The sequence below is a fragment of the Citrobacter sp. CK202 genome (assembly GCF_030333225.1).
GTDB classification, from domain to species: domain Bacteria; phylum Pseudomonadota; class Gammaproteobacteria; order Enterobacterales; family Enterobacteriaceae; genus Citrobacter_B; species Citrobacter_B koseri.
Genome location: NZ_JAOWGI010000025.1, coordinates 553865 through 578226 on the forward strand (window position 1 = coordinate 553865; position 24362 = coordinate 578226).

Sequence of the window (24362 nt, forward strand, 5' to 3'; positions counted from 1 at the left end):
AACAGTCGTAACGGATTACGCGATACGATATAACATCTGGAACTCAATTTTCACAACTCAGGCTGTATGAGCACTTTTAAACCCTTAAAAACTCTCACATCGCGCCGCCAGGTGCTGAAAGCCGGGCTGGCGGCTCTGACGCTGTCGGGCATGTCGCACGCCATCGCTAAAGAAGAAGCGCTAAAGACCGGTAATGGTCACAGCAAACCGAAGGCCAAAAAAGCAGGCGCCAGACGCATTGTTGTTCTCGACCCCGGCCACGGCGGTATCGACACCGGCGCGATTGGTCGCAACGGCTCGAAGGAAAAACACGTCGTGCTGGAGATCGCCAAAAACGTGCGCGCGATTTTGCGCAACCAGGGGATTGATGCGCGCCTGACACGCACGGGCGACACCTTTATTCCCCTGTACGATCGCGTGGAAATCGCCCACAAGCACGGCGCGGATCTGTTTATGTCCATCCACGCAGATGGCTTTACCAACCCCAGCGCCGCAGGGGCCTCGGTGTTTGCGCTTTCTAATCGCGGCGCCAGTAGCGCCATGGCGAAATACCTCTCCGACCGTGAAAACCGCGCCGATGAAGTCGCGGGGAAAAAAGCGACCGATAAAGATCATCTGTTGCAGCAGGTATTGTTCGATCTGGTGCAAACCGACACCATCAAAAATAGCCTGACGCTGGGATCGCATATTCTTAAGAAGATCAAGCCAGTGCATCGTCTGCACAGTCGCAATACGGAACAGGCGGCGTTTGTGGTGCTAAAATCACCGTCAATTCCCTCCGTACTGGTAGAAACCTCATTTATCACCAACCCGGAAGAGGAGCGTCTGTTAGGCACCACCGCATTCCGGCAGAAAATCGCCACCGCGATAGCCAATGGCGTGATCAGTTATTTCCACTGGTTTGATAACCAGAAAGCACACTCGAAGAAACGGTAATCATGAAACCCGATGCACAACGCGTAAAACAGTTCCTGCTCAGCCTTCAGGATGATATTTGCCAGCAGTTAGCCGCCGTTGATGGCGCTGATTTTGTTGAAGATAGCTGGCAGCGCGACGCGGGTGGCGGCGGGCGCAGCCGGGTACTGCGTAACGGCGGTGTCTTTGAGCAGGCTGGGGTAAATTTCTCCCATGTTCACGGCGACGCGATGCCCGCCTCCGCGACGGCACACCGCCCGGAGCTGGCTGGGCGTAGTTTTGAAGCGATGGGCGTGTCGCTGGTGGTGCATCCGTTGAATCCGTACATTCCAACCAGCCATGCCAATGTTCGCTTTTTTATTGCGGAGAAGCCCGACACGGAGCCGGTCTGGTGGTTTGGCGGCGGTTTCGACCTGACGCCCTATTACGCGTTTGAAGAGGATGCCATTCACTGGCACCGCACGGCGCGGGATCTGTGCCAGCCCTACGGCGAGGACGTCTATCCGCGCTATAAAAAATGGTGCGACGATTACTTTTTCCTGAAGCATCGCGATGAGCAGCGCGGCATTGGCGGGCTTTTCTTCGACGATCTGAACACGCCGGATTTCGACAGCTGCTTTCGCTTTATGCAGGCGGTAGGCAAAGGCTATACCGATGCTTTTCTGCCAATTGTCGAGCGGCGTAAAGCAATGGCCTGGGGCGAGCGCGAGCGTCATTTCCAGCTTTATCGCCGGGGCCGCTATGTGGAGTTTAATCTGGTGTGGGATCGCGGCACGCTGTTTGGCCTGCAAACGGGCGGACGCACCGAGTCCATTTTGATGTCGATGCCGCCGCTGGTGCGCTGGGAGTACGACTGGCAGCCGGAAGAAGGCAGCCCGGAAGCGGCGCTGAGCGAATTTATCAAAGTCCGCGACTGGGTATAATTTACCTGGCCGCGTTTTGCCTGATGACGGCTAACGCCTTATCCGGCCTACAACTGCAACGGTAGCGCCCGTAGGCCGGATAAGACGCAAAGCGTCGCATCCGGCACAATAATGTCATCACATCCACTGACGCATACGCTGATGCAGCGTCAGCGACGGTTTTTCGGCAAACAGCTGCTGGTAATCGGTCGCGAACTGCCCCAGATGCCAGAACCCCCACTGCATTGCCGCCTCTTTGACCGTCGAACTTTGCGACCACGGGCTGATCAGCTCCCGCCGCACCGCGTTTAATCGAATCCGCTTCAGCCACGCGTTCGGGCCAATCCCCAGAATCGCGTGAAACGCGTTTTGCAACGTGCGGCGGCTGACGTGCAGCTGATTACACAGATCGAGCACCGTCAGCGGCTCCGACATATTCTCCAGCACGTATTCCCGCGCGCGGGACAGCAATTTTCGATAGCTCTGATGGCTGACGCTTTCTGCCGTTATAATCGGCTGCGCTTCTTCCAGCATCGTCCCCATCGCCAGCAGCAGGTTATCCCCCAGCACTTTACGCACCGCATGCTGATGCAGGTTTTCCGGGTTCTCGCTGAACGTCGCCAGCGCCTGCTGGACAAAGCCCCACAGCGCCGCTTTATGCTGCTCTTTCACCTCCAGCGCAGACTGGTTACGCAGCATATGCAGCACCCTTTCCGGGTGATGCAGGAAATTGGCCTGCCGGGTAAGCACCTCCTCCGAGATAACCACGCCGAGGATGGTGTAATCATCCGGCGTGCTCAGCTCAAACTCCGTCCCGCCCGGACGGGTGGCGATCTCCGCGCTGCCAATGCACTGCGTGCCGATAAAACCTTGCTCGCCGCGCGTTGCCGGAATACCGAACCAGAAGGAGTTCGGCCAGACCAGGCAAGACTGACGCAACGCCAGACCGGTGTACTCACGGAACACCTGAATTTCATCCAGCAGGATTTCCGTGAATTCCCCATGAAATTTGCCGGGATGCAGCTGATCGTAAATCTGCTGCCAGGCGGTTATCGTCAGGGCGTGTTCATAGACGTCCGTTGTCAGCCGCTGGTGAACATTATCCACCTCAACCAGAGGCGTAAGTTTAACGTCTTCGGGTAACGCTTCATGATAAAGATGGTGCAAGTTTGCTGTACGAGTCTTTTTCATGATCTTCAAAGCCGGGGCGCAACGTCCCCGGCACCTCCGACAGGTTATACTTTCTTCAGACGATAGCGACTACTGCGTTTACGCAACGCCCCGTCAGAAAAGAGTTGCTCCAGCGCATTTCTGGCGCGCTCCAGTGACCAGCCAAAATGCGCGGCCACCTCCCCTGCCGTCATTCCCTGACGTACTGATGCTAATAACGCCAACAGCGCTTCTGAGGATTCAGAGGTAACAGGCGCATCTGGCGTCTTTCCGACTTTCGTTGGCTGGCGCTTAAAGCCGCCGATCAGCCACTGGGTGTCGTCTTCCGGCCGCCCAATTTCTTTGCGGCTGATAACACGGCCCGTGCGTTGTGCTGCGGCGCTTCCGGCATCCAGCGCCGCGCGACACGCCGCCAGATCGCCCTCCACCACCAGCGTCAGCCGGCCGGGATCGAGCACTTCGTGGCTGAGCAATCGCACATTGGCGGCTTTCAGCATGGCGTCCGCCGCATCAACGGCGGCAACCATGCCATCCACTTCCAGTAATCCCAGTGCATTGATCATCGCTACCTCTCTTACGCGCGCTGGACGGGATTACGGGCAATATCCAGAACGGCATCGGTAAAGGCGTTGCAGGCGGCTTTACAGGCGGCCTGGCTCCCCGTTAAAAACGCCGCAGAGTAGTTGGTTTCTGACGGCGGCGGCACGTAGGTCACCAGTTGGACATCGGCGGATTTCATCGCCGCATCAATGCCAAACGTCGCTTCCAGCGGCGGTGCCACCAGATAGGCGATAGGATCGCCCAGCGCGATGCCTGAGGTTGATGAGAGATAAGACCCGGTACGCGAAACCACATGCGCCAGGAATGCAGTATCTTCCGCATCGTTGGCCCACTGGAACGCTGCGCCGCCTTCAATATGCGCCACCATCGCATCCAGACCCGCCCGCACTTCCGCCGGGTTCGGGCCGCCCAACATAATCAAAACTTCACCGGCCGTCGGCGACGGCCCGTGGGCCGCTCCGGCATACAGTGAACGGCCATACACCACTTCCACCATCGCCTGTTTTGTCGCTTCGTCTGCCGCAATATACGTTACGTCATCAGAGTCTGCCGTGATGAGACCGAGGCTACGTATATGTGACGGTAATTTAAGCTCACGCGCGAAACCGTCATTCACCGAGGCAATCACGCGCATTGCGGTGACCGACGGTCGAATCAAATCTAATGCTGGCATGTTGCCTCCTTAACGGGTCATATTGATGCCGGATGCTTTCTGCTCCAGCATACGTTTCGCCAAATCCACAATTACCGCTGCGGCTTCAACCGGCGGCGTGCCGCCCTGGTGAATATTCGAAATACAGGTACGATCCGCTTCAACGGTGGTTGCCACCCGTGGTGAGTAAACCGCATAGCAGGAGAGGCTTTCCGACTGACCTAAGCCAGGACGCTCGCCCACCAGCAGAATCACCACTTTCGCGCCAAGAATTTCGCCGATCTGATCTTCAATCTTCACGCGGCCATAACGTACAAAGAACGGCGTCCCGACTTTCAGCCCCGCCTGTTTCAGACCAGAGAGCAGCGGCGGCAGGATCTCTTCATAGTTGGCGGTAATCGCATCCGTCGATAAACCATCGGAAATCACCACCTGGACATCCGGGCTGGCGACACACTGCGCTTTCAGCGCGTCAATGGCCTCCTGGCTCAGACGACGCCCCATATCCGGGCGGGTCAGATAGAGGTTTTTGTCGCTGATTTCCGAACGCACTTCCAGCAGCCCCTGTGCTTTCACCCACTCTTCCGGCACCTCTTTCAGAACGGTATCTTTCGAACGAGAGTGATCCGCCAGGAAGCGCAACAGCGCCAGGGTGCGAGGACGTGGGCCAGCGCGACCGGTACACACGCGCGCAGCGGTGCTGCGGCGCAGTTCGGCCAAAACATCCGCGCGATGCGGATTCTCCACGCCTACCCAGGCTTTCGCCTCAGCCGAACCTAAATCCAGCGCGCAGCTTTCCGCCGCTGAAGGCGCTGAAGGCGCGGCACATTGTTTAGCGCTACAGGCTGGCGCGGATTCTGCGGGGGCCTGCGGCTGCGACTCGCCCATTGACGCCATTACACTGCGTACAATTTCTTCAATCTGTTTTTGATCCATCGTATGTCATCCCCGCGTCATCAGAAGAACAGTGACGGATCGCCCGCCCGCTTGGTCAGGCGACCGTTTTCCATAATGCCCATCGTTTCCAGCCAGCGCTCAAACTCCGGTGACGGACGCAGGTTGAGTAACTGACGTACCGTTGCGGTATCGTGGAATGCGGTGGTCTGGTAGTTGAGCATGATGTCGTCGCCGAGCGGCATGCCCATAATGTAGTTACAGCCTGCGGTGGCGAGCAGAATCATCAGGTTTTCGTTGAGGTTCTGATCGGCGTCGGCGTGGTTGGTGTAGCAGCAGTCGCAGCCCATTGAGATGCCGCTCAGCTTGCCCATAAAGTGATCTTCCAGACCGGCGCGAATAATCTGCCGGTCGTTGTAGAGATACTCCGGCCCGATAAAACCGACCACCGTATTCACCAGGAACGGATCGTAGTGCCGCGCCAGGCCGTAGTTACGCGCTTCCATCGTCACCTGGTCGGCGCCGAAGTTGGCTCCAGCCGAAAGCGCAGACCCCTGCCCGGTTTCAAAGTACAGGCAGTTTTCCCCGGCGATACGGTTGAACTCCGCGCCGACCGCACGCGCTTCATCCAGCATTGCCAGCTCCACGCCGAACTCTTTTAATCCTTTTTCGCTGCCGCAAATACTCTGGAAAATCAGCCCGCCCGGCGCGCCGCGACGAATGGCTTCAATCTGAGTGGTGACGTGCGCCAGCACGCAGCCCTGCGTCGGAATATTGAACTTGTCGATCACCCCGTACACGGTATCCAGCACGCGACTTAAGTTTTCCACGTCGTCCGTTACCGGGTTAACGCCAATCACCGCATCGCCTGCCCCGAAAGAGAGCCCTTCATAGATTTGCGCGGCGATACTCTGTACATCGTCACGGGTATCGTTCGGCTGCAAACGGCAGCTAAAGGTGCCCGGAATACCGATGGTGGTATTGGCCTTTTTGATCACCGGCATTTTCTTGCCACCGTAGATCAGGTCGGCGTTGGAGCAGATCTTCGCGACCGCCGCCACCACTTCCGAAGTCAGCCCTTTACGCGTAAACGCAATGTCATCCACGGACGTTTCATCACTCAGCACATATTCACGCAGCTCACTGATGCTCCAGTTTTTAATGCGGTTATAGGCCGTTTCATTGACGTCGTCCTGAATCAGACGCGTCACGCAGTCCTCTTCATAGGAAATCACCGGGTTGTTGCGAATATCCGCCACCGACATTTCCGACAACACCTGTTTCGCGGCAACGCGCTCCTGTGAGCTTTCAGCCGCAACACCTGCCAGCACATCCCCCGAACGCAGTTCGTTGGATTTTGCCAGCACCTCTTTTACATCCTTAAACTGATAAACATTGCCGAACAATGTGGTCTTTAGTTTCATAAGTCGTTCCCTCAGGAAGGAAATGCGAGTGATTTCACCGTCACCGGCACAACCGATCCGCCAAAAAGAGGCGTACCAATGTCGATATAGTCCCCCGCCCGGACGCTCACTTCGTCAATGACCGCCAGCGGGTGTTGCTGTAACTGTGGGCGCAATAACATGCCCAGGGCTTTGCCAAAGTCCTGCTCGGCCACCACCAGCAGGGGATGCGGATTGGGAAAACGCGCGGTAAACGCCAGCAGCGCGTCGATGACCGTGAGTAATACCGCGTAGCGCACCGGAAGCCGGGCGGGAAGCGCCAGCACGTATGCGTCAGTGCCAGGGTCGAGATCGAGCTGAGTCAGCGCCTGTTCCCAGGCGGCCACCAGTTCGTTTTCATCTTGTGGAATCGCCACCGGCAGGTTGCGCAGCGGAAGCGCCACCCCCTCCAGCCAGATGGTGCTGCCGGACAGCGACAGCGTGTGCGCCCCCGCGCCAATCACCGTGGCGCGCACGGTTTGCGTCGGGAACTGCACGTTCATCTCACGCAGGCGCGGGTGCTCATGCAGCGCCGTCGCCAGCAGCGGGCCGACATCAGAAAAGCAGAACGGATCGGCAGGCTGATTGCGGTAGCACTCCCCGACTCCGCCGGAAAGGGTGATCACTTCCGGTTTCACCCCTGCGGGCAATAATCCGGTTTGCATCAGCGCCTGCGCCAGCGGCGAAGGCTCGCCGTCAATGATTTCGACAATCAAATCCGCCATCCGCCGCACAACCTGCGCCAACTGTGTGGCATTGAGCGAGCGGGCGTCAGTGCCCGCGCCGAACACCGCCTCAACGATCATCTGCCCCGGTTTATGCGCATGCACCACCCGCCCCTGGCCGTCCGTTTCCAGCAATCTGCCGCCCACGTTCAGACAGGCGGAGCCGCTCACTTTTCCGGCGTCAAACAGAACATAGTTCGAAGTGCCGCCGCCGATGTCGATGTTGAGCACGCGACACAAACGCTGTTCAGACAGGGTCTGCGCCCCCGCGCCGTGCCCGGCAATCACCGATTCCAGATGCGGCCCGGCGCTGGCGACGACAAAATCGCCGAGAGACTGCGACAGCGCCATCACTGCCGGACGCGCATTGCGGGTTTTCGCGCTTTCGCCGGTAATGATGATCGCCCCGGAATCCACCGTCTCCGGCGCAATCCCCGCCGCCTGATACTGATCCAGAATCAGCGCCTTAAGTTCGGCCTCTTTCAACCCGCCCTGCTTATCCACAGGGGTAAAAAAGACCGGGCTTTGCCAGCTAATTTCACGTTTGATAAATTCGTAGCGCGGCACCTGCGACACTGCCGCACGGTTAACCAGCTCAAGGCGTGAGAAGATCACCTGAGTGGTGGTGGTGCCGATATCGATACCGACGCTCAGTAGCTGGCGAGTATTCACGACTGCGCCTCCACTTCCGTTTCTGCCGGAACGTCTTCATCTTTGGGCACCAGCATCATCGCCACGCCAATCGCCGTCACGCCGCCGATCAGCTTGCCGACAATCATCGGGAAGATCATCGCGTTCATGTTGGCGGCCGCAAAGCCTAAGTGGTCGCCCAGCGCAAAGGCAGCGGAGACCGCAAAGGCGCAGTTGATCACTTTGCCGCGGGTATCCATCTGTTTCATCATGCCGAACATCGGAATATTGTTCGCCAGCGTCGCGACCATGCCGCCTGCCGCCATATTGTTGATTTTTAACAGGCCGCCAACGCGCATCAGCGGTTTTTCAAACCAGCGGGTCAGCAGAAGCACCATCGGATAGGCGCCGAGCAGAACGCAGGAGATAGAGCCGATCACTTCAATGGCGCGCATCACTTCGCCAGGCTGGTCGCCAGGGGACATGAAGATCGGGTCGAGGCCTGGGATCAGCTCCCATCCCAGCAGGAATTTAATCACCGCAGCCGCCAGACCAATGGTGATCAACGCCACCAGGAATTTAGCGAAGATCTGGAAACCGCTGATCATTTTCTCCGGGATAAATTTCAGCCCCAGCGCAACCAGCACCGCGACGATGATCACCGGGATCATGTTCATCAGGATCAGCGCGAAGGTGAACTCCACCGGTTGCCCGTTGATCTCCACGCCGGAGTACATCGCCACTAAACCACCGGCGATACAGCCAATGGGAATGGTAACAATCCCCGCCAGCACGCCCAGCGCCAGGTAGCGGCGGTCAGACGGCTCGATAATGCCGAGCGCCACCGGAATGGAGAAGACAATCGTCGGCCCCATCATCGCCCCCAGGATCAGACCGGAGTACAGCCATGCCGCCACATCGCCGCCCGCCAGTTCTTTGGCGAGGAAGAAGCCGCCCATATCGCAGGCCAGCAGCGTTCCGGCGAACATCGACGGGTTCGCGCCGAGCATTTCATACAGCGGGATAATCACCGGCCCGAGCAGCTTCGCCAGCACCGGCGCCAGGGCGGTCATACCGACCATCGCCAGCCCCAGCGCGCCCATCGCCATAAAACCTTCTTCAAACTGACCGCCCGACCCCTCGATGCTCTTACCGAATTTACCGAGAAAACGCGCCGAACCGCCAAACTGCGACAGGATCCTGTCCACGGCGGCAATCAGCATAAAGAACATCATGATGTACATGATGATTTCGTTAATTCCCATAGCCCTATCTCCATTTGCCAGGTGTTTCATAGGCCTGATAAGCGCAGCGCCATCAGGCAATAGTGCCGCGTTTTTGCCGGATGGCGGCGCGAACGCCTTATCGGGCCTACATCCTGGTATGCTTTATTGTGCCGCCGCGTACAGGTCGATAATCTGTTCCTGTGTGGCGGTTCGTGGGTTACTGCGAATACAAATATCTTCCAGCGCGCCTTGCGCCCACGCGCTGTAATGCGCGGACGTCGCGCCAACATCGGCGAGGCGTTTTGTCAGCCCGGTTTCAATAATCAGTTCGCTAACTGCGCCGATCGCGTCGCGATCGTCCGCTTTCTTGTTGAGTAACGCCCGGCCAATATGGCTGAACCGTTCGCGACACACCATGCGGTTAAATCCCATCACCGTCGGCAGCAACATACTGTTCGCCTGGCCATGCGGAATATGCAGCGTCGCGCCCGGCTGGTGCGCCATCGCATGACACAGCCCCAGCCCCGCGCTGGAAAAGGCCATCCCCGCCATGCAGGACGCCAGCAGCATGTTTTCCCGCGCCGCCATGTCGTGCCCGTTCCCCACCGCTTTCGGCAGCGACTTGCCGATCATCGCAATAGCGCCAATCGCCAGGCTGTCGGTAAACGGCGTAGCATTCAGAGCGCTATACGCCTCAACCGCATGGGTCAACGCGTCAATCCCGGTCATCGCCGTTACGTGAGAAGGCACCCCTTCCGTCAGCGCCGCATCCAGAATGGCGACGTCCGGCATCAGCGAGGCATGCGCCAGAACCTGCTTGCGCCCGCTTACCGCATCAATAATCACCGTCACGTTGGTGGTTTCCGACCCCGTCCCCGCCGTCGTCGGCACGGCAATCAGCGGCAGACGCGGGCGCAGTACGCTCTGCGCCGTCATATCCGCCAGCGTCTGCCCTGGGTTGGTAAAGAGCAGCGCTACGGCTTTTGCCGCATCCAGCACCGAGCCGCCGCCAAACGCCACCACGCCGTCACATTTTGATTCGCGCAGCTGCGCGACCGCCGCGCAAACGTCAGTGATGGAAGATTCTCCCACCGGGCAGGGCCAGATGCTCATCGCCACGCCTTTCATCGCCAGACTCCGTTCAAGCCCGGCGGTCATCCCTGCCTGATGCAGAAAACTGTCAACCATGACAAACAGATGCGTCAGCCCGCGCGTTTGCGCTTCCTGCCCGCAGGCGCTAAGCGCCCCCAGGCCGCACAGCGTGACGGGCGGAACGCTGAACGTTTTTATCCGTTGCAGATTCAGGGTATCGAATGCCTGAAAGAGCGCGGTCTGCAATTCACTTTGCATAGATCCCCTCCGCTTTTTCTTTCCCGCTGTTGGCAATCGCCAGCGGCGTCATAAACAGGCTGTGTTCAGGTAAATGCACCCGCAGTTCCGGGAAGCGTTTACGGAATAGTTCATCCACGCCCGGTTGCATACAGGAGCCGCCCGCCAGCCACAGATCGGCTATACCTTGCCCTTCGATATGCCGGGCAACAATCTCCGCCATCTTTTCGTATACCGGTTTTACCACCGGCCAAATCTCCCGGGCGTTGCTGCGCTTGAACTGCTCAGCGTCTTCCAGTTCGATGCGGCGGTTTCCGGCCAGCGTCAGGGAAATGTGGTGTCCGCCGGTCGCTTCATCAGCGGAGTAAGTCACCTTGCCCTGCTTCACAATGGCGATCCCCGTCGTACCGCCGCCGATATCCACCACGCCCGCGTTATCCAGTCGCAGCAGATCCGCCACGGCGGTCGGCTCATCCAGCACATGGCTGACCTCCAGCCCGGCGGATTCCAGAACATTGATGGAGATACGCGGGTCGGTGCCTGGCGGAAATGAGGTCGCCGCGTGGGTGAACTGGCAGCCAAGCTGGCGTTCGAGCGTGTCGAGATGGCGACGCACGATGGTGACGGCGCCGAAGAAGTCCCAGACGATGCCGTCACGCACGACGTCAGCCCAGTCCAGACAAACGGCGACTGGCTGCGCGTCGCGGTCGACAACCATCGACACCACATCGCACGTCCCTAAATCAATACCCAGCCACAGCGGCGAATCGCTGGCGACGGGATGCTGATTACATAGCTCAGCGGCTTTCTGGAGTCTCGGCGTCAGCCAACGTTGTTCATCGTGCGCCATCTCTTTTCTCCTTATAGACAGTCTGCGGGGCCGGTATCAGACAATGCGAAACGCATCCACCAACACGCAGCGACGCAGACGCACGAAGGTGCGCGCGCTGGTCACCCCTTCCCCGGTTGGCGTAGTAATGGTCATGGTGGTCCAGCCTTCGCCGCCCAGACCCAGCCCGGCGATACACGGCCCGTTCTTGACGAAGATGCTGGTATCAATGGCGTTTGCCATCCGGTTCATGTTGTCGATGTTGCGCGAGTGCATCGCCGCCGTATGGTGGCAACCGCCTTCCAGCGTGACTGCCAGTTCAATGGCCTCTTCTACGTTGGCAACCCGCACCACCGGCAGTACCGGCATCATCAGTTCCGTGACCGCGAACGGGTGCGTGGCAGGCGTTTCCACAAACAGCAAGCGCGTTTGCTCCGGCACCGTCAGCCCAATCGCGGCGGCGATTTTGGCGGCATCACGCCCAACCCAGTCGCGGCTGACCGTTCCTTTGCCACGCTCGTCGATATTTTTCAGCAATACCGGCTGAAGCTGTTCGGCCTGTGCGGCGGTGAGTTTCACCGCATGCTGCCCTTCCATCAGGCGCATCAGTTCATCGGCAACGCTATCGACAACAATCAGCACCTTCTCGTCGGCGCAAATGATGTTGTTATCGAAGGATGCGCCTTTGACGATGGACTGCGCGGCACGCGCCAGGTCAGCGGTTTCATCCACCACCACCGGCGGGTTCCCGGCGCCTGCGGCAATCAGACGTTTGTTGGTGTGTTTACGCGCGGCCTCGACGACCGCTTCGCCGCCGGTCACCACCAGCAGACCGATACCGGGATATTTAAAGAGGCGCTGGGCGGTTTCGATATCCGGGTTCGCAACGGTCACCAGCAGGTTAGCCGGGCCGCCTGCGGCAACAACCGCCTGGTTAAGCAGCGTAATGGCGCGCTGAGAAACCTTTTTCGCCGCCGGATGCGGCGCAAAGACCACGCTGTTGCCTGCGGCAATCAGGCTAATGGCATTGTTAATCACGGTTGCCGCCGGATTGGTGGACGGCGTGACCGACGCCACAACCCCCCACGGCGCATTTTCAATTAAGGTCAGACCGTTATCGCCGGTCAGTACCTGCGGCGAGAGGCATTCCACGCCCGGCGTACCGCGCGCCTGCGCCACGTTTTTCGCTAATTTATCTTCGACGCGTCCCATGCCGGTTTCTGACACGGCAAGTTCCGCCAGTTCTCTGGCGTGCTTTTCACCCGCCTCACGTATCGCATGAATAGCGAGCTGGCGCATGGCCACGCTCTTCAGCCCCTGCTGAGCCACTTTCGCTGCGGCAACGGCGTCATCCAGGGAGGCAAAGACGCCCATTTCATGAACGGCGGCGGCAGGTTGACTGCTGTCTTTCATTTTCAGCAATACCGCTTTTACCACCTGTTCAATATCCTGTTGATTCATGATGTTCAGTCCTATTTATGGAAAACGACTTTCCCGCCAGCCACCACTTCATCGACAATACCAATCACGCACAGATCGACAGGTGAGGATTCGCTTCGATGCGCCTGGCGGGCAGAACTGCCGCTAACCAGCAGCACCCACTCCCCGGTTCCCGCCCCAATGCTGTCGATTGCAACGGCGCACTGCCCGTCGGGATTCCCTTCGGCATCAATCATTTTCACCATCAGCAATTTGTCATGCGCGAGTCCTTCATGGCGCACCGTACAAACAATTTGTCCTGTGACGACTGCCAGCTTCATACCCGCCTCCATGTGTTGTGTGTTGCGTGCCGAAACTGTAGGCCGGATAAGCGAGGCGCCATCCGGCATCGATGCCATCTCATTGCCGGATGGCGACGCGTTCGCGTCTTCTCCGGCCTACACGATCAGACGTAGCCATCCAGCTTAGATATTGCTGTCACCTTTGAAGCTGATCGGGAACACCTCTTCCAGATCGCCGTGCGGGCGCGGAATGACGTGTACGGAAACCAGTTCGCCAATACGCTGCGCCGCTGCGGCGCCGGCATCAGTAGCGGCTTTGCACGCTGCCACATCGCCACGCACCATCGCGGTGACCAGACCGCCGCCAATCTGCTTCACGCCAACCAGTTTCACGCGTGCTGCTTTAACCATCGCATCAGAGGCCTCAATCAGTGCAACCAGGCCCCGGGTTTCAATCATTCCTAATGCTTCCATTGTGTTTTCCTCTTCGGTAAGGGGGTCCAGACGGGACCTTTATACAACCAGTGTTTGCGAGTCGTGTTCACGACTCACGTCAGTCTGGCGCGGCACTGCTGCCACCAACGCCAGTTCGATAATTTCCTGTACGCTACAGCCTCGGGAGAGATCGTGAAGTGGTGCGGCAAGCCCCTGAATCAGCGGCCCAACGGCGCGATATCCTCCCAGACGCTGGGCGATTTTGTAGCCAATGTTGCCCGCTTCCAGTGACGGAAAGACCATCACATTGGCTTTGCCCTGTAACGGACTGGCGGGCGCTTTTTGCGCGGCGACGTCCGGGACAAAAGCGGCGTCGAACTGTAACTCGCCGTCAACAATCAAATCCGGCGCGCGCTCGCGAACGATCTCTGTCGCCTGCTGCACATTGGCGACATTGGGGTGACGCGCGCTGCCATGACTGGAGAACGACAGCATGGCGACCCGAGGCTCCTCTCCGGTAATGGTTCGCCAGGTCTGCGCGCTGGCGATGGCGATATCCGCCAGTTGCGCCGCCGTGGGTTGCGGCACCACGCTGCAATCGGCGAATCCCAGCGCCTGCCCGGTGTACTGCGGCAGCATCAGGAAGATCGACGACAGCGTTTTGCAGCCCGGCTGCAAACCGATCAGGCGTAGCCCTGCCCGCAGCACGTTCGCTGTCGAAGAGAGGTTGCCGGCAATGCACACATCGGCATGACCTGCGCTCACCATCGCGGCGGCGAACATCAGCGGGTCGTTCAGTTTTTCCAGCGCATCCGGCGGTGTTTTCTCTCCCGCCCGCGCCAGCCAGCGCCCGGCGAACACCTCACGCATAGACAGATTGCTCTGTGGGTCAATCACCTGAATGCCATCCATCGCGATACGGTGAGTGAGCGCAAACTGGCGTAGCGCAAACGGGCTGGTGACAAGAACCGGTCGCGCCAGACCATGCCGTTGCAGATAGTGCGCCGCCTTCAGGACACGGACATCCAGCGCATCCGGGAAGACCACTCTGGCGGGCGCACGTAAGGCCTGTTCGCGGCAACGTTCAATGATCATTGCTCCCCTCCCAGTCGCTGTTGAATCTGGCTGACGGTGAGCGGATGCTTCGTCACGCACAAAATCATCATCACGTAGACCGTACTGGAGAGGCGGTTCAACGCCTGTAGAAGATCCGGGCGCAGCACGTCAAAATTGCGGGTGATAAAGACCTGAGCGGCCACGACTTCCGTCTCACGCACTTTGGTACGCAGCAGATTCAGCAGCGCGGCATCGCGGCCGTGGCTGGCTTCCGGCACCAGATGATCGTGATCGAGATAGCGCAGCGGCTGATGGGACAGACGATGCAATTCGTCTTCGTTTAGCCCCACAATGGCCTGCGCGGCCAGCGGTTCATCCATCGCATCGGCACGCATGATGTTGCCCAGGCGGGAACGAATGTCGGCAAGCCAGGGCTGCCACTGCTCCGGCAACTCAATTTGCAGCCACACCACCAGCGCGATGGTGCTGTCCAGCGCGGCGCGAAATCCCAGGCGCGGATCGCTTTTCGCAACCATTTTGTCGGCGGTCAGGTGGGTCAGCGTATCGGGCTTTTTCGCCACCGGCTGGCGACACAGTTCGCAGCACGCCTTAGGGTGCGTATCGCTGCTGGTCAAACCGTGCACCGGCTGTAATTGCTGCTCATCGTCATCGACAAAAAGACGGCCTTGCTCATCCAGAAACTTGATGCGCAAATGGCGGCTTTCCAGCAATTCCCGGGCAGATGGCGTCAGGCGAGCGTCAGCGGGAAGATGGATCTCCGCTCCTTCGCTGAGCGTATGATTCGCTCTGAGCCATGCTTCGGTAATGAAATCCTTCATACATCCGCCTTAGCAGGACTGCCAGTTCGCAGGCCAGGCAACGTACAAGAAGCGCACGGTCGACGGTGTGCCAAACTCAATGCTGGAGCCTTTCGGGATAAACATCACGTCCCCGGCTTTCGCGATCATGGTTTCGCCTTCATGACGCACATGCAGTTCGCCCTCCAGTACCATATCGATCTCGTCGTAGTTCAGCGTCCACGGGAAAAACGCGTTATCCCACTGCATGAACCCGGCGGCCATGCTGCTGCCGTCCTTGTCGGTGACTAAATCCGTTAAGCCGACGCAGTGGGGCTGCGCGCCGTCGAAGCGACCAAACTTCACGCTGCTGCCGTCGATCACTTTTACGCCGCCCTTGCCAGTGACCGACTTAAAGCCCGGCTGCATGTCAGCCTGCTCCAGCGACTGTTTTTCCTTCATCACTTTGTCCATCAGTTGCGCGACCAGGCTTTCGGTAAATTGCCCTTCCGGCAGTTGCGCGATGATGGTTTCACGAATGCGCTGACTTTCGGTTTTCGCGTCTTCCACCGGCGCGACAGCCGGTGCCGATTCGTCGCATTCCACGATCGTGAAGTCCAGCAGTTCCGCAACTTCGCGGGCTTCCGGGGTAATGATGCTGGCGCGCAGAACAACCGACATTTCCTGTTCGCCGCGTGCGTGAGCCGCACGAATATCGTTAGCTGTGATGAGTTTCTTCACCTGCGCCTTCCTCCTGTTCGGTGAGTGCTGCCAGATAATCCACCAGGTGCTGCACACTTTGCGGGTCATGGCTGTTGAGCTCGAAAATCGGCTCCTGAAATCCCAACCCGCTCACTAGCTGTCGCGCGGCGGCGACGTCGGCATCCGGCATGTCCGTTTTGCTGATGACGGCGATGTGTCGTTTACTGGCGCCAATATCCAATAACCCGGCGGGTAAGCGACTTTCGCGGTCATTTGCCGCATGTACATAAATCAGCGTATCCACATCCTGTAGCGTGGTAATTAAGGCGTGATACCAGCGAGGATGGCTAAAATATTCTCCCGGCGTATCGATATCGCCGTTGTCATTAAATTCCACGGCTTGTGTTTTTCGGGCGAGGGAATAATTTCCCTGCAAGGCGTTAAAAAGCGTTGTTTTCCCCGCGCCAACGGTGCCGACAAACGCAATACGTTTCATTGCCGCCCCCCAATTAACTTTTTGTTAATTCGCACAACGTGAAATTTAATAAGCGTCCCAGCCCGTTGACCGTTTGCAATAAGGCTTCTTCGACGGCGCCAACGGAGCCATAAATCACCAGCGCGCCGCTGAATCTATCGAGAAAACCGATATGAACATCGGCGGCTTTCATGGCTAAATCGCCCGCGATCATCGCCGTTTCCCCTGGCGTTAGCGTCATGATGCCGATGGCGCCCGCTTCGGGAACGCCGATCTTTTTCGCCAGTTCTTCACCCGGGTGGGCAATCAGATGCGCCAGCGTGACCTGTTTCCCCGGCACAAATTCCTGAATAATGCGTTCTTTATCCATTGCTCACCGCCTCCGCTGAAACTGACCTCATCGTGGCAATTTTTTGTCAGAGTAAATAACAAAATTCGGCAAGCAGATTTAAAAGGTGAAGTAGATCACTAAGAAAGGAGGAAATAAAAAAGCGCGGGGAACCCCGCGCCGGAATGAATTAAAGTGAAATTACAGTGGCTGTGTTTGCGCTTCGACCACCGCCAGCGCCACCATATTAACGATACGGCGAACAGAAGCGATCGGCGTTAATACATGCACCGGTTTGGCAACGCCCATCAATACCGGCCCTACCGTCACGCCTTCCGAGCTGGAGACACGCAGTAAGTTGTAACTAATACGCGCGGCCTCCACGTTAGGCATAATTAAAATATTCGCCGCCCCTTTCAGCGGGCTGTCCGGCATCCTGTCGTTGCGAATACTTTCGACCAGCGCGGCATCACCGTGCATTTCGCCGTCGATCATCAGCTCAGGCGCGCGTTCGCGTACTAACTCCAGCGTCTGACGCATTTTGCAAGCAGCGACCGACTTAGACGAACCAAAGTTGGAGTGCGACAACAGCGCCACCTTCGGCTCAATACCAAAGCGGCGCACCGTTTCCGCAGCCATTAACGTAATTTCCGCCAGTTGCTCCGGCGTCGGGTCGTCATTGACATAGGTGTCGGCGATAAAGGTGTTGCCGCTCGGCAACAGCAAGGCGTTCATCGCCCCCGCCGCGTGGACGCCCTCACGGTAGCCAAACAGTTCCTGCACCACGCTGAAGTGTTCGTGGTATTCGCCGATGGTGCCGCAGATCATCGCATCCGCTTCACCGCGCAGAACCATGATCGCGCCAATCACCGTGGTATTGCTGATCACCGCCCGCTGCGCCTGTTCCTGCGTCACGCCACGGCGTTTCATGATCTTATAGTATTCACCCCAGTACTCTTTGAAGCGCGGATCGGATTCATTGTTAACGATCTCGAAATCCACACCCGATTTGATCTGTAGCCCCAGCTTCTGAATGCGCATTTCGATCACGCTCGGACGACCAATCAGGATCGGTTTCGCCAGACCTAACGTAATCAGCTCCTGCGTCGCATGCAGGACACGCGCCTCTTCCCCTTCCGCCAGCACCACGCGCTTCGGCGCTTTACGGGCCAGAGAGAAGATTGGCTTCATGAACAGGTTGGTTTTGTAGACAAATTCGGTCAGCTTATCGATGTAGGCATCGAAATCAGCGATCGGCCGCGTCGCCACGCCGGAGTCCATCGCCGCTTTCGCCACGGCAGGCGCAATCTTCACAATCAGGCGCGGGTCGAACGGTTTTGGAATGATGTATTCCGGGCCGAAGCTCAAGTCCTGATCGCCATAAGCGGAAGCGACCACTTCACTTTGTTCGGCGTGCGCCAGTTCAGCAATGGCGTGTACCGCCGCCAGTTTCATCTCTTCGTTGATCGCGGTTGCGCCGACATCCAGCGCGCCACGGAAGATGAACGGGAAGCAGAGCACGTTGTTAACCTGGTTCGGATAGTCGGAACGTCCGGTACAGATGATGGCGTCTGAACGCACCTCTTTCGCCAGCGGCGGCAGAATTTCCGGCTCCGGGTTCGCCAGCGCCAGGATCATCGGCGCACGCGCCATTTTTTTCACCATCTCCTGGGTCAGCACTTTCGGGCCGGAACAGCCCAGGAAAATGTCCGCCCCGTCGATCACGTCATCCAGCGTGCGTTTGCCGTCATCCACCACCGCATAGGCCGCTTTGGTCTCCACCATGTTGGGTTCACGATCTTTATAGATAACGCCTTTCGAGTCACAGACCACGATATTGTGTTTCTGCATCCCCAACGCCACCAGCAGGTTCATACAGGCGATTGCCGCCGCCCCTGCCCCGGAAACCACCATCCGCACGTCAGAGATATTTTTTTCCACCACGCGCAGGCCGTTAAGAATCGCGGCGGTGCTGATAATCGCCGTTCCGTGCTGGTCATCATGGAATACCGGAATATTCATGCGCTCACGCAGTTTCTGCTCGATATAGAAACATTCAGGCGCTTTAATATCTTCGAGGTTAATCCCGCCGAACGTCGGCTCCAGCGCGGCAACGACATCAATGAATTTATCCGGGTTATGTTCATCGACTTCAATATCAAACACGTCGATGCCCGCGAATTTCTTAAACAGAACGCCCTTACCTTCCATCACCGGTTTACCGGCCAGCGCGCCGATGTTGCCCAGGCCGAGCACCGCCGTTCCGTTAGAGACCACCGCGACCAGATTGCCGCGAGCGGTGTATTTGTAAGCCGCCAGCGGGTCTTTTTCAATTTCAAGACACGGCGCCGCTACGCCAGGCGAATAGGCCAGCGCTAGATCGCGCTGTGTGGCAAGGGGCTTGGTCGGGGAAACCTGGATTTTACCTGGAACGGGAAATTCGTGGAAATCGAGGGCGCTTTGTTTTAATTGGTCATCCATCTTGTTGTTCCTTTCACGTATCGATCAAAAAAGTGGCGCGGGTAACCTCTGGTGCGCCGCACATTATCACCTCCCTGCGCGGCATAAACTTTGAAGGTAGCCATACTCTCACTACTCAAAGAAAGAATTTGTTATCAATTTATAGCATCCATGTTACCCGCTTAAACCCGCATTACCATGCCTGTCTGCTATGCTTTTTTGTTGTGTACTGCATGAATTTCTCAGAAGTGTGAATCAACGCACTCACCTAACGCTTTACTTTTCAAGGAGTATTTCCTATGAACCAGTTAGACGGCATCAAACAATTCACCACTGTCGTGGCAGACAGCGGCGATATCGAATCCATTCGCCATTATCAGCCTCAGGACGCCACCACCAATCCCTCGCTGCTGCTAAAAGCGGCTGGCCTTGCGCAATACAGCCATTTGATTGATGACGCGATCGCCTGGGGCAAGAAACGCGGTAAAACCCAGGAGCAGCAGGTCGCCGAGGCCAGCGATAAACTGGCCGTCAATTTCGGTGCGGAAATTCTGAAAATCGTCCCCGGACGGGTCTCTACGGAAGTGGACGCGCGCTTATCCTTCGATAAAGAAAAAAGTATACAGAAGGCCCGCCACCTGGTTGACCTCTACCAGCAGCAGGGCGTGGAAAAATCGCGCATTTTAATTAAGCTCGCGTCAACCTGGGAAGGGATACGGGCGGCGGAAGAGCTGGAGAAAGAAGGCATCAACTGTAACCTGACGCTGCTGTTCTCTTTTGCACAGGCGCGCGCCTGCGCGGAAGCGGGCGTTTTTCTGGTTTCGCCGTTTGTCGGGCGTATCTATGACTGGTATCAGGCGCACAGCCCGATGGACCCCTACGTCGTGGAAGAAGATCCGGGGGTGAAATCGGTACGTAATATCTATGACTACTTCAAACGTCACCGCTACGAAACCATCGTCATGGGGGCCAGTTTCCGTCGCACCGAGCAAATCCTGGCGCTGACAGGCTGCGACCGCCTGACCATTTCTCCCAACCTACTGAAAGCGCTACAAGAAAAAGAAGAGCTGGTGATCCGCAAACTGGTGCCGTCATCGCAGACGTTCCATCGCCCGACCCCGATGACCGAAGCGGAATTCCGCTGGGAACATAATCAGGACGCGATGGCCGTTGAGAAACTGTCGGAAGGTATCCGCCTGTTCGCCGTTGACCAACGCAAACTGGAAGACCTGCTCGCCGCCAAACTGTAAACCTTGCCACGGAGTGATTTATGTCCCGAAAAGACCTTGCCAATGCCATTCGTGCGCTCAGTATGGATGCCGTACAAAAAGCCAATTCCGGTCATCCCGGCGCGCCGATGGGCATGGCGGATATTGCTGAAGTGCTGTGGAATGATTTTCTCCGCCACAACCCGACCGACCCCACCTGGTATGACCGCGATCGCTTTATTCTTTCCAACGGCCACGCGTCAATGCTGCTCTACAGCCTGCTGCACCTGACCGGCTACGATCTGCCAATCGAGGAGCTGAAAAACTTCCGTCAGCTCCATTCAAAAACGCCGGGACACCCGGAAATCGGCTATACGCCAGGCGTTGAAACCACCACCGGGCCATTAGGTCAGGGACTGGCGAATGCCGTCGGTCTGGCGATTGCCGAACGCACGCTGGCCGCGCAGTTTAATCAGCCCGATCATGACATCGTCGATCACTACACGTATGTCTTTATGGGCGATGGCTGCCTGATGGAGGGGATTTCGCACGAAGTCTGCTCGCTGGCGGGTACGCTGGGGTTGGGCAAGCTAATCGGCTTCTACGATCACAACGGCATCTCAATTGATGGCGAAACCGAAGGCTGGTTTACCGACGATACCGCCAAACGGTTCGAAGCGTATCACTGGCATGTAGTGCATGAGATCGACGGACACGATCCCGAAGCCGTGAAGAAAGCGATTCTTGAAGCGCAGAGTGTAAAAGACAAACCGTCGTTGATTATTTGCCGGACGGTAATCGGCTTCGGCTCACCGAATAAAGCCGGGAAAGAGGAGTCTCACGGCGCGGCGCTGGGAGAAGAAGAGGTGGCGCTGACCCGCCAGAAACTGGGCTGGCATCACCCTGCTTTTGAGATCCCGAAAGAGATTTACCGTGCCTGGGATGCGCGTGAAAAAGGTGAAAAAGCGCAGCAGGCATGGCAGGAGAAGTTCGCGGCGTATCAGAAAGCGTATCCCGATCTGGCAAGAACGTTTACCCGACGAATGCGCGGCGAGTTGCCAGAGTCCTGGGAAACCACGACGCGAAAATACATTGCTGAATTGCAGGCCAACCCGGCCAAAATCGCCACCCGCAAGGCATCGCAAAATACGCTGAACGCCTACGGCCCAATACTGCCGGAACTGCTCGGCGGCTCGGCGGATCTCGCGCCCAGTAACCTGACTATCTGGAAAGGTTCGACGTCGCTGAAAGAAGATCCGGCCGGGAATTACATTCACTACGGCGTGCGCGAATTTGGTATGACGGCCATTGCTAACGGCATTGCCCACCACGGCGGATTCGTGCCATACACCGCGACCTTCCTGATGTTTGTGGAATACGCCCGTAACGCGGCGCGAATGGCGGCGTTGATGAAAGCCCGGCAGATCATGGTTTATACCCACGACTCCATCGGGCTGGGTGAAGATGGGCCGACGCACCAGGCCGTGGAGCAACTGGCCAGCCTGCGTCTGACGCCAAATTTCAGCACCTGGCGTCCGTGCGATCAGGTTGAGGCGGCAGTCGGCTGGAAGCTGGCGGTTGAGCGCCATACCGGCCCGACGGCGCTGATTCTCTCAAGGCAGAATCTGGCGCAGGTGGAGCGTACCCCGGAGCAGGTGAAGGAGATCGCCCGTGGTGGTTATGTGCTGAAAGACAGCGGCGGTAAGCCGGATGTGATCCTGATTGCCACCGGGTCTGAAATGGAAATCACTCTGCTGGCGGCGGAAAAGCTAACCGGAGAAGGCCATAACGTCCGGGTGGTGTCCCTGCCTTCGACGGATATTTTTGATGCTCAGGATGAGGCGTATCGTGAATCGGTGCTGCCGTCGAACGTTGCCGCTCGCGTGGCGATTGAGGCAGGCATTGCCGACTACTGGTACAAATATGTCGGGCTGAAAGGCGCGATTGTCGGGATGACGGGATATGGCGAATCGGCCCCGGCCGAAAAACTGTTCCCTTATTTCGGCTTTACGGTCGAGAATATCGTCGAAAAAGCGCATAAGGTGCTTAAAGCGTAAAAATGGATGAGAGTGTCGGAAGCCGGATGGCGACGCAATGCGTCTTATCCGGCCTACAAAATGGACCGTAGGCCCGGTAAGCGTTAGCGCCTCCGGGCGCTTTGCCGGATGGCAACGCAATGTGCCTTATCCGGCCAACAAAACGGTCCGTAGGCCCGGTAAGCGTTAGCGCCTCCGGGCGCCCTGCCGGATGGCGACGCGATGCGTCTTATCCGGCCTACAAAATGGCCCGTAGGCCCGGTAAGCGTTAGCGCCACCGGGCGCTCTGCCGGATGACGACGCGATGCGTCTTATCCGGCCTACAAAACGGCCCGTAGGCCCGGTAAGCGTTAGCGCCACCGGGCGCCCTGCCGGATGGCGACGCGATGCGCCTTATCCGGCCTACAAAATGGCCCGTAGGCCCGGTAAGCGTTAGCGCCACCGGGCGCCCTGCCGGATGGCGACGCGATGCGTCTTATCGGGCCTACAAAACAGCCCGTAGGCCCGGTAAGCGTTAGCGCCTCCGGGCGCTCTGCCGGATGGCGACGCGATGGCGTCTTATCCGGCCTACAAAACGGCCCGTAGGCCCGGTAAGCGTTAGCGCCACCGGGCGCTTTGCCGGATGACGACGCGATGCGTCTTATCCGGCCGACAAAACAGTCCGTAGGCCCGGTAAGCGTTAGCGCCACCGGGCGCTTTGCCGGATGACGACGCAATGCGTCTTATCCGGCCTACAAAATGGCCCGTAGGCCCGGTAAGCGTTAGCGCTACCGGGCGCCCCTAACGTGTGATCCACAACGTGGGCCAGGCATCTGGCCCATGCCAGTTATCGCAGCTTGGCTCTTCGGCATAACGCACCAGACGAAAACGCTGGCCGTCAAAACGCCAGCGCGTCTGGATACCGCAATCGGCCAACCCACGCCCTTTTGCCAGCGTGATTAATTCCCGGGATTTCTCGTCAAAAACCGCGTTCATCAGCTCCATATCATTGCTTTCAGCCCCGGAGTTAAAGGGCAAACGCAACCGTACGGCGCGGGAGGCGAATGGTTTTTTGCGTGAGACAATCCACGCGAGATCGACCGTATTATAGGCTCCGGCTTCGCAACCGGTCATCAGCAGGGCTTTGTCATCGGTCAGGGCCGCGACACGCACTTCCCGGCGCATCGGGTCAAGCGAGCAGTGAATACTGTTCATCCGCCAGTTACCGTAATCCAGCAGATCGTTGCGTTCATCATAAGAAAGCGGCGTCGGCGTTGGGTTGACGATAGCCACGCCTTTCAGCGCTGGCGCGGGCGGCACGCTGAGCGGTGGATCATTCCCTTTATCAATCCACGCCGTTTCGCTGCCAACGCGTTTTTGCTGTGCGTCGATAAACAACAGCGCAGCTTTAAGCCCCACCAGAGAAATCGTCTGTTTTCCCTTTTTCAGGGTAATCGCCTGGGCTTCCTGAATGGTCTGTAAAAACGCGGCAATGGTGGCGGTGTCGTCCGTCATCAGATGCCAGGGAGTGATACGCCATTGCCCGGCATTTAGCGGCAGCGGTTTTTCATCCAGCAGCAGACGCGGCGCAATCTCCGCCTCTTTCGCACCGGGCGAGGTCAGCCCCCCCAAATCAATGCGAAGTACCGCATCGGTATGCGCCCCGGCGCTGCGGCTTAACGTCATCACCAGCCCGCGATGTTCGCCGGTATTACGCGCCACGCAAAAGTTCTGATTGTTACAGGTGACCTGCCAGTCAGAAAAAGTCTGCTGCGCTGGCGCCGCCCACGTCAGCGACGTCGGCAGCAGGCCGAGCAGGAAAACGAAAATAACGCGATTGCGCATGGACGGTACAACCCCAGAAGAAAAACGAAACGGCTTTAGGCGGTA

23 protein-coding genes are annotated in these 24362 nt (G+C 57.9%); 4 read left to right on the forward strand and 19 right to left on the reverse strand.

Features of this window, described 5'->3' with window-relative positions; all coding sequences use genetic code 11:
- Positions 1-66: 66 nt before the first annotated feature.
- Together amiA and hemF are read left to right on the forward strand one after the other, a co-directional pair.
- Complete coding sequence (gene amiA, locus OGX84_RS12145) at positions 67-936, forward strand: N-acetylmuramoyl-L-alanine amidase AmiA (RefSeq protein ID WP_012131343.1); 870 nt, start codon at positions 67-69, stop codon at positions 934-936.
- A gap of 2 nt (positions 937-938) precedes the next feature.
- Positions 939-1838 (forward strand): oxygen-dependent coproporphyrinogen oxidase, encoded by a 900-nt coding sequence (gene hemF / locus OGX84_RS12150; protein ID WP_112001779.1) that lies wholly within the window; start codon positions 939-941, stop codon positions 1836-1838.
- 117 nt (positions 1839-1955) lie between these two features.
- Here hemF and eutR read toward each other — a convergent pair whose 3' ends face one another.
- The 18 genes from eutR to maeB form a co-directional block, all read right to left on the reverse strand.
- Positions 1956-3008: an HTH-type transcriptional regulator EutR gene (gene eutR, locus OGX84_RS12155; protein WP_012131341.1), complete on the reverse strand. Its 1053-nt coding sequence runs from the start codon at positions 3006-3008 to the stop codon at positions 1956-1958.
- 44 nt (positions 3009-3052) lie between these two features.
- Positions 3053-3550, reverse strand: coding sequence for an ethanolamine utilization microcompartment protein EutK (eutK, locus tag OGX84_RS12160; protein ID WP_012131340.1), 498 nt, complete (start codon positions 3548-3550; stop codon positions 3053-3055).
- An 11-nt stretch (positions 3551-3561) separates the two neighbouring features.
- Positions 3562-4221, reverse strand: coding sequence for an ethanolamine utilization microcompartment protein EutL (eutL, locus tag OGX84_RS12165; protein WP_047462132.1), 660 nt, complete (start codon positions 4219-4221; stop codon positions 3562-3564).
- A gap of 9 nt (positions 4222-4230) precedes the next feature.
- Complete coding sequence (gene eutC / locus OGX84_RS12170; protein ID WP_012131338.1) at positions 4231-5136, reverse strand: ethanolamine ammonia-lyase subunit EutC; 906 nt, start codon at positions 5134-5136, stop codon at positions 4231-4233.
- Positions 5137-5156: 20 nt separating this feature from the next.
- Positions 5157-6518 (reverse strand): ethanolamine ammonia-lyase subunit alpha, encoded by a 1362-nt coding sequence (gene eutB, locus OGX84_RS12175; protein WP_112001778.1) that lies wholly within the window; start codon positions 6516-6518, stop codon positions 5157-5159.
- Between the two features lie 11 nt (positions 6519-6529).
- Positions 6530-7933 (reverse strand): ethanolamine ammonia-lyase reactivating factor EutA, encoded by a 1404-nt coding sequence (gene eutA / locus OGX84_RS12180; RefSeq protein ID WP_112001777.1) that lies wholly within the window; start codon positions 7931-7933, stop codon positions 6530-6532.
- Positions 7930-9156, reverse strand: a complete 1227-nt coding sequence (eutH, locus tag OGX84_RS12185) for an ethanolamine utilization protein EutH (protein WP_047462122.1) — start codon at positions 9154-9156, stop codon at positions 7930-7932. Before eutH ends, eutA begins: the two co-directional genes overlap by 4 nt.
- Positions 9157-9279: 123 nt before the next feature.
- Entirely contained in the window at positions 9280-10467 is a 1188-nt protein-coding gene (gene eutG / locus OGX84_RS12190; RefSeq protein ID WP_286458038.1) for an ethanolamine utilization ethanol dehydrogenase EutG, read from the reverse strand.
- Positions 10457-11296 carry an ethanolamine utilization protein EutJ gene (gene eutJ, locus OGX84_RS12195; protein ID WP_012131333.1) on the reverse strand — a complete coding sequence of 280 codons (840 nt, stop codon included), beginning with the start codon at positions 11294-11296 and terminating at the stop codon, positions 10457-10459. The genes eutG and eutJ overlap by 11 nt, the downstream gene beginning before the upstream one ends.
- A gap of 36 nt (positions 11297-11332) precedes the next feature.
- Entirely contained in the window at positions 11333-12736 is a 1404-nt protein-coding gene (locus OGX84_RS12200) for an aldehyde dehydrogenase family protein (RefSeq protein ID WP_012131332.1), read from the reverse strand.
- An 11-nt stretch (positions 12737-12747) separates the two neighbouring features.
- The gene (gene eutN / locus OGX84_RS12205) at positions 12748-13035 is read right to left on the reverse strand and encodes an ethanolamine utilization microcompartment protein EutN (RefSeq protein ID WP_024130131.1); all 288 of its coding nucleotides are present in this window, start codon (positions 13033-13035) and stop codon (positions 12748-12750) included.
- Positions 13036-13179: 144 nt separating this feature from the next.
- The gene (gene eutM, locus OGX84_RS12210; RefSeq protein ID WP_000387720.1) at positions 13180-13470 is read right to left on the reverse strand and encodes an ethanolamine utilization microcompartment protein EutM; all 291 of its coding nucleotides are present in this window, start codon (positions 13468-13470) and stop codon (positions 13180-13182) included.
- Positions 13471-13509: 39 nt separating this feature from the next.
- Entirely contained in the window at positions 13510-14526 is a 1017-nt protein-coding gene (gene pta / locus OGX84_RS12215; RefSeq protein ID WP_012131330.1) for a phosphate acetyltransferase, read from the reverse strand.
- Complete coding sequence (gene eutT / locus OGX84_RS12220) at positions 14523-15326, reverse strand: ethanolamine utilization cob(I)yrinic acid a,c-diamide adenosyltransferase EutT (RefSeq protein WP_012131329.1); 804 nt, start codon at positions 15324-15326, stop codon at positions 14523-14525. The genes pta and eutT overlap by 4 nt, the downstream gene beginning before the upstream one ends.
- Positions 15327-15335: 9 nt before the next feature.
- A complete protein-coding gene (gene eutQ / locus OGX84_RS12225; protein WP_012131328.1) occupies positions 15336-16025 on the reverse strand; it encodes an ethanolamine utilization acetate kinase EutQ in 690 nt (229 codons plus the stop codon).
- A complete protein-coding gene (gene eutP, locus OGX84_RS12230; protein ID WP_286458039.1) occupies positions 16003-16482 on the reverse strand; it encodes an ethanolamine utilization acetate kinase EutP in 480 nt (159 codons plus the stop codon). Before eutP ends, eutQ begins: the two co-directional genes overlap by 23 nt.
- A 13-nt stretch (positions 16483-16495) precedes the next feature.
- On the reverse strand, positions 16496-16831 hold the full coding sequence (gene eutS, locus OGX84_RS12235) for an ethanolamine utilization microcompartment protein EutS (protein ID WP_047462111.1): 336 nt from the start codon (positions 16829-16831) through the stop codon (positions 16496-16498).
- A gap of 159 nt (positions 16832-16990) precedes the next feature.
- The gene (gene maeB / locus OGX84_RS12240; RefSeq protein WP_012131325.1) at positions 16991-19270 is read right to left on the reverse strand and encodes an NADP-dependent oxaloacetate-decarboxylating malate dehydrogenase; all 2280 of its coding nucleotides are present in this window, start codon (positions 19268-19270) and stop codon (positions 16991-16993) included.
- A 278-nt stretch (positions 19271-19548) separates the two neighbouring features.
- Here maeB and tal point away from each other — a divergent pair, with 278 nt between their 5' ends.
- Together tal and tkt are read left to right on the forward strand one after the other, a co-directional pair.
- Positions 19549-20499 (forward strand): transaldolase, encoded by a 951-nt coding sequence (gene tal, locus OGX84_RS12245; protein WP_112001776.1) that lies wholly within the window; start codon positions 19549-19551, stop codon positions 20497-20499.
- 20 nt (positions 20500-20519) lie between these two features.
- Positions 20520-22514, forward strand: a complete 1995-nt coding sequence (gene tkt / locus OGX84_RS12250; protein WP_058667858.1) for a transketolase — start codon at positions 20520-20522, stop codon at positions 22512-22514.
- 759 nt (positions 22515-23273) lie between these two features.
- Here tkt and OGX84_RS12255 read toward each other — a convergent pair.
- Positions 23274-24317, reverse strand: a complete 1044-nt coding sequence (locus OGX84_RS12255) for a DUF1176 domain-containing protein (RefSeq protein ID WP_058667861.1) — start codon at positions 24315-24317, stop codon at positions 23274-23276.
- Between the last annotated feature and the right edge of the window lie 45 nt (positions 24318-24362).

Bases quoted from the DNA above. Each gene is read 5' to 3' on its own strand.
- hemF (WP_112001779.1), top strand. From the start codon at position 939: ATGAAACCCGATGCACAACGCGTAAAACAGTTCCTGCTCAGCCTTCAG.
- eutP (WP_286458039.1), bottom strand. From the start codon at position 16,482: ATGAAACGTATTGCGTTTGTCGGCACCGTTGGCGCGGGGAAAACAACG.
- eutN (WP_024130131.1), bottom strand. From the start codon at position 13,035: ATGAAGCTGGCAGTCGTCACAGGACAAATTGTTTGTACGGTGCGCCAT.
- OGX84_RS12255 (WP_058667861.1), bottom strand. From the start codon at position 24,317: ATGCGCAATCGCGTTATTTTCGTTTTCCTGCTCGGCCTGCTGCCGACG.
- eutG (WP_286458038.1), bottom strand. From the start codon at position 10,467: ATGCAAAGTGAATTGCAGACCGCGCTCTTTCAGGCATTCGATACCCTG.
- OGX84_RS12200 (WP_012131332.1), bottom strand. From the start codon at position 12,736: ATGAATCAACAGGATATTGAACAGGTGGTAAAAGCGGTATTGCTGAAA.
- eutT (WP_012131329.1), bottom strand. From the start codon at position 15,326: ATGAAGGATTTCATTACCGAAGCATGGCTCAGAGCGAATCATACGCTC.
- eutB (WP_112001778.1), bottom strand. From the start codon at position 6,518: ATGAAACTAAAGACCACATTGTTCGGCAATGTTTATCAGTTTAAGGAT.
- tkt (WP_058667858.1), top strand. From the start codon at position 20,520: ATGTCCCGAAAAGACCTTGCCAATGCCATTCGTGCGCTCAGTATGGAT.
- eutR (WP_012131341.1), bottom strand. From the start codon at position 3,008: ATGAAAAAGACTCGTACAGCAAACTTGCACCATCTTTATCATGAAGCG.
- eutM (WP_000387720.1), bottom strand. From the start codon at position 13,470: ATGGAAGCATTAGGAATGATTGAAACCCGGGGCCTGGTTGCACTGATT.
- eutL (WP_047462132.1), bottom strand. From the start codon at position 4,221: ATGCCAGCATTAGATTTGATTCGACCGTCGGTCACCGCAATGCGCGTG.
- maeB (WP_012131325.1), bottom strand. From the start codon at position 19,270: ATGGATGACCAATTAAAACAAAGCGCCCTCGATTTCCACGAATTTCCC.
- eutJ (WP_012131333.1), bottom strand. From the start codon at position 11,296: ATGGCGCACGATGAACAACGTTGGCTGACGCCGAGACTCCAGAAAGCC.
- eutS (WP_047462111.1), bottom strand. From the start codon at position 16,831: ATGGATAAAGAACGCATTATTCAGGAATTTGTGCCGGGGAAACAGGTC.
- pta (WP_012131330.1), bottom strand. From the start codon at position 14,526: ATGATCATTGAACGTTGCCGCGAACAGGCCTTACGTGCGCCCGCCAGA.
- tal (WP_112001776.1), top strand. From the start codon at position 19,549: ATGAACCAGTTAGACGGCATCAAACAATTCACCACTGTCGTGGCAGAC.
- amiA (WP_012131343.1), top strand. From the start codon at position 67: ATGAGCACTTTTAAACCCTTAAAAACTCTCACATCGCGCCGCCAGGTG.
- eutH (WP_047462122.1), bottom strand. From the start codon at position 9,156: ATGGGAATTAACGAAATCATCATGTACATCATGATGTTCTTTATGCTG.
- eutC (WP_012131338.1), bottom strand. From the start codon at position 5,136: ATGGATCAAAAACAGATTGAAGAAATTGTACGCAGTGTAATGGCGTCA.
- eutK (WP_012131340.1), bottom strand. From the start codon at position 3,550: ATGATCAATGCACTGGGATTACTGGAAGTGGATGGCATGGTTGCCGCC.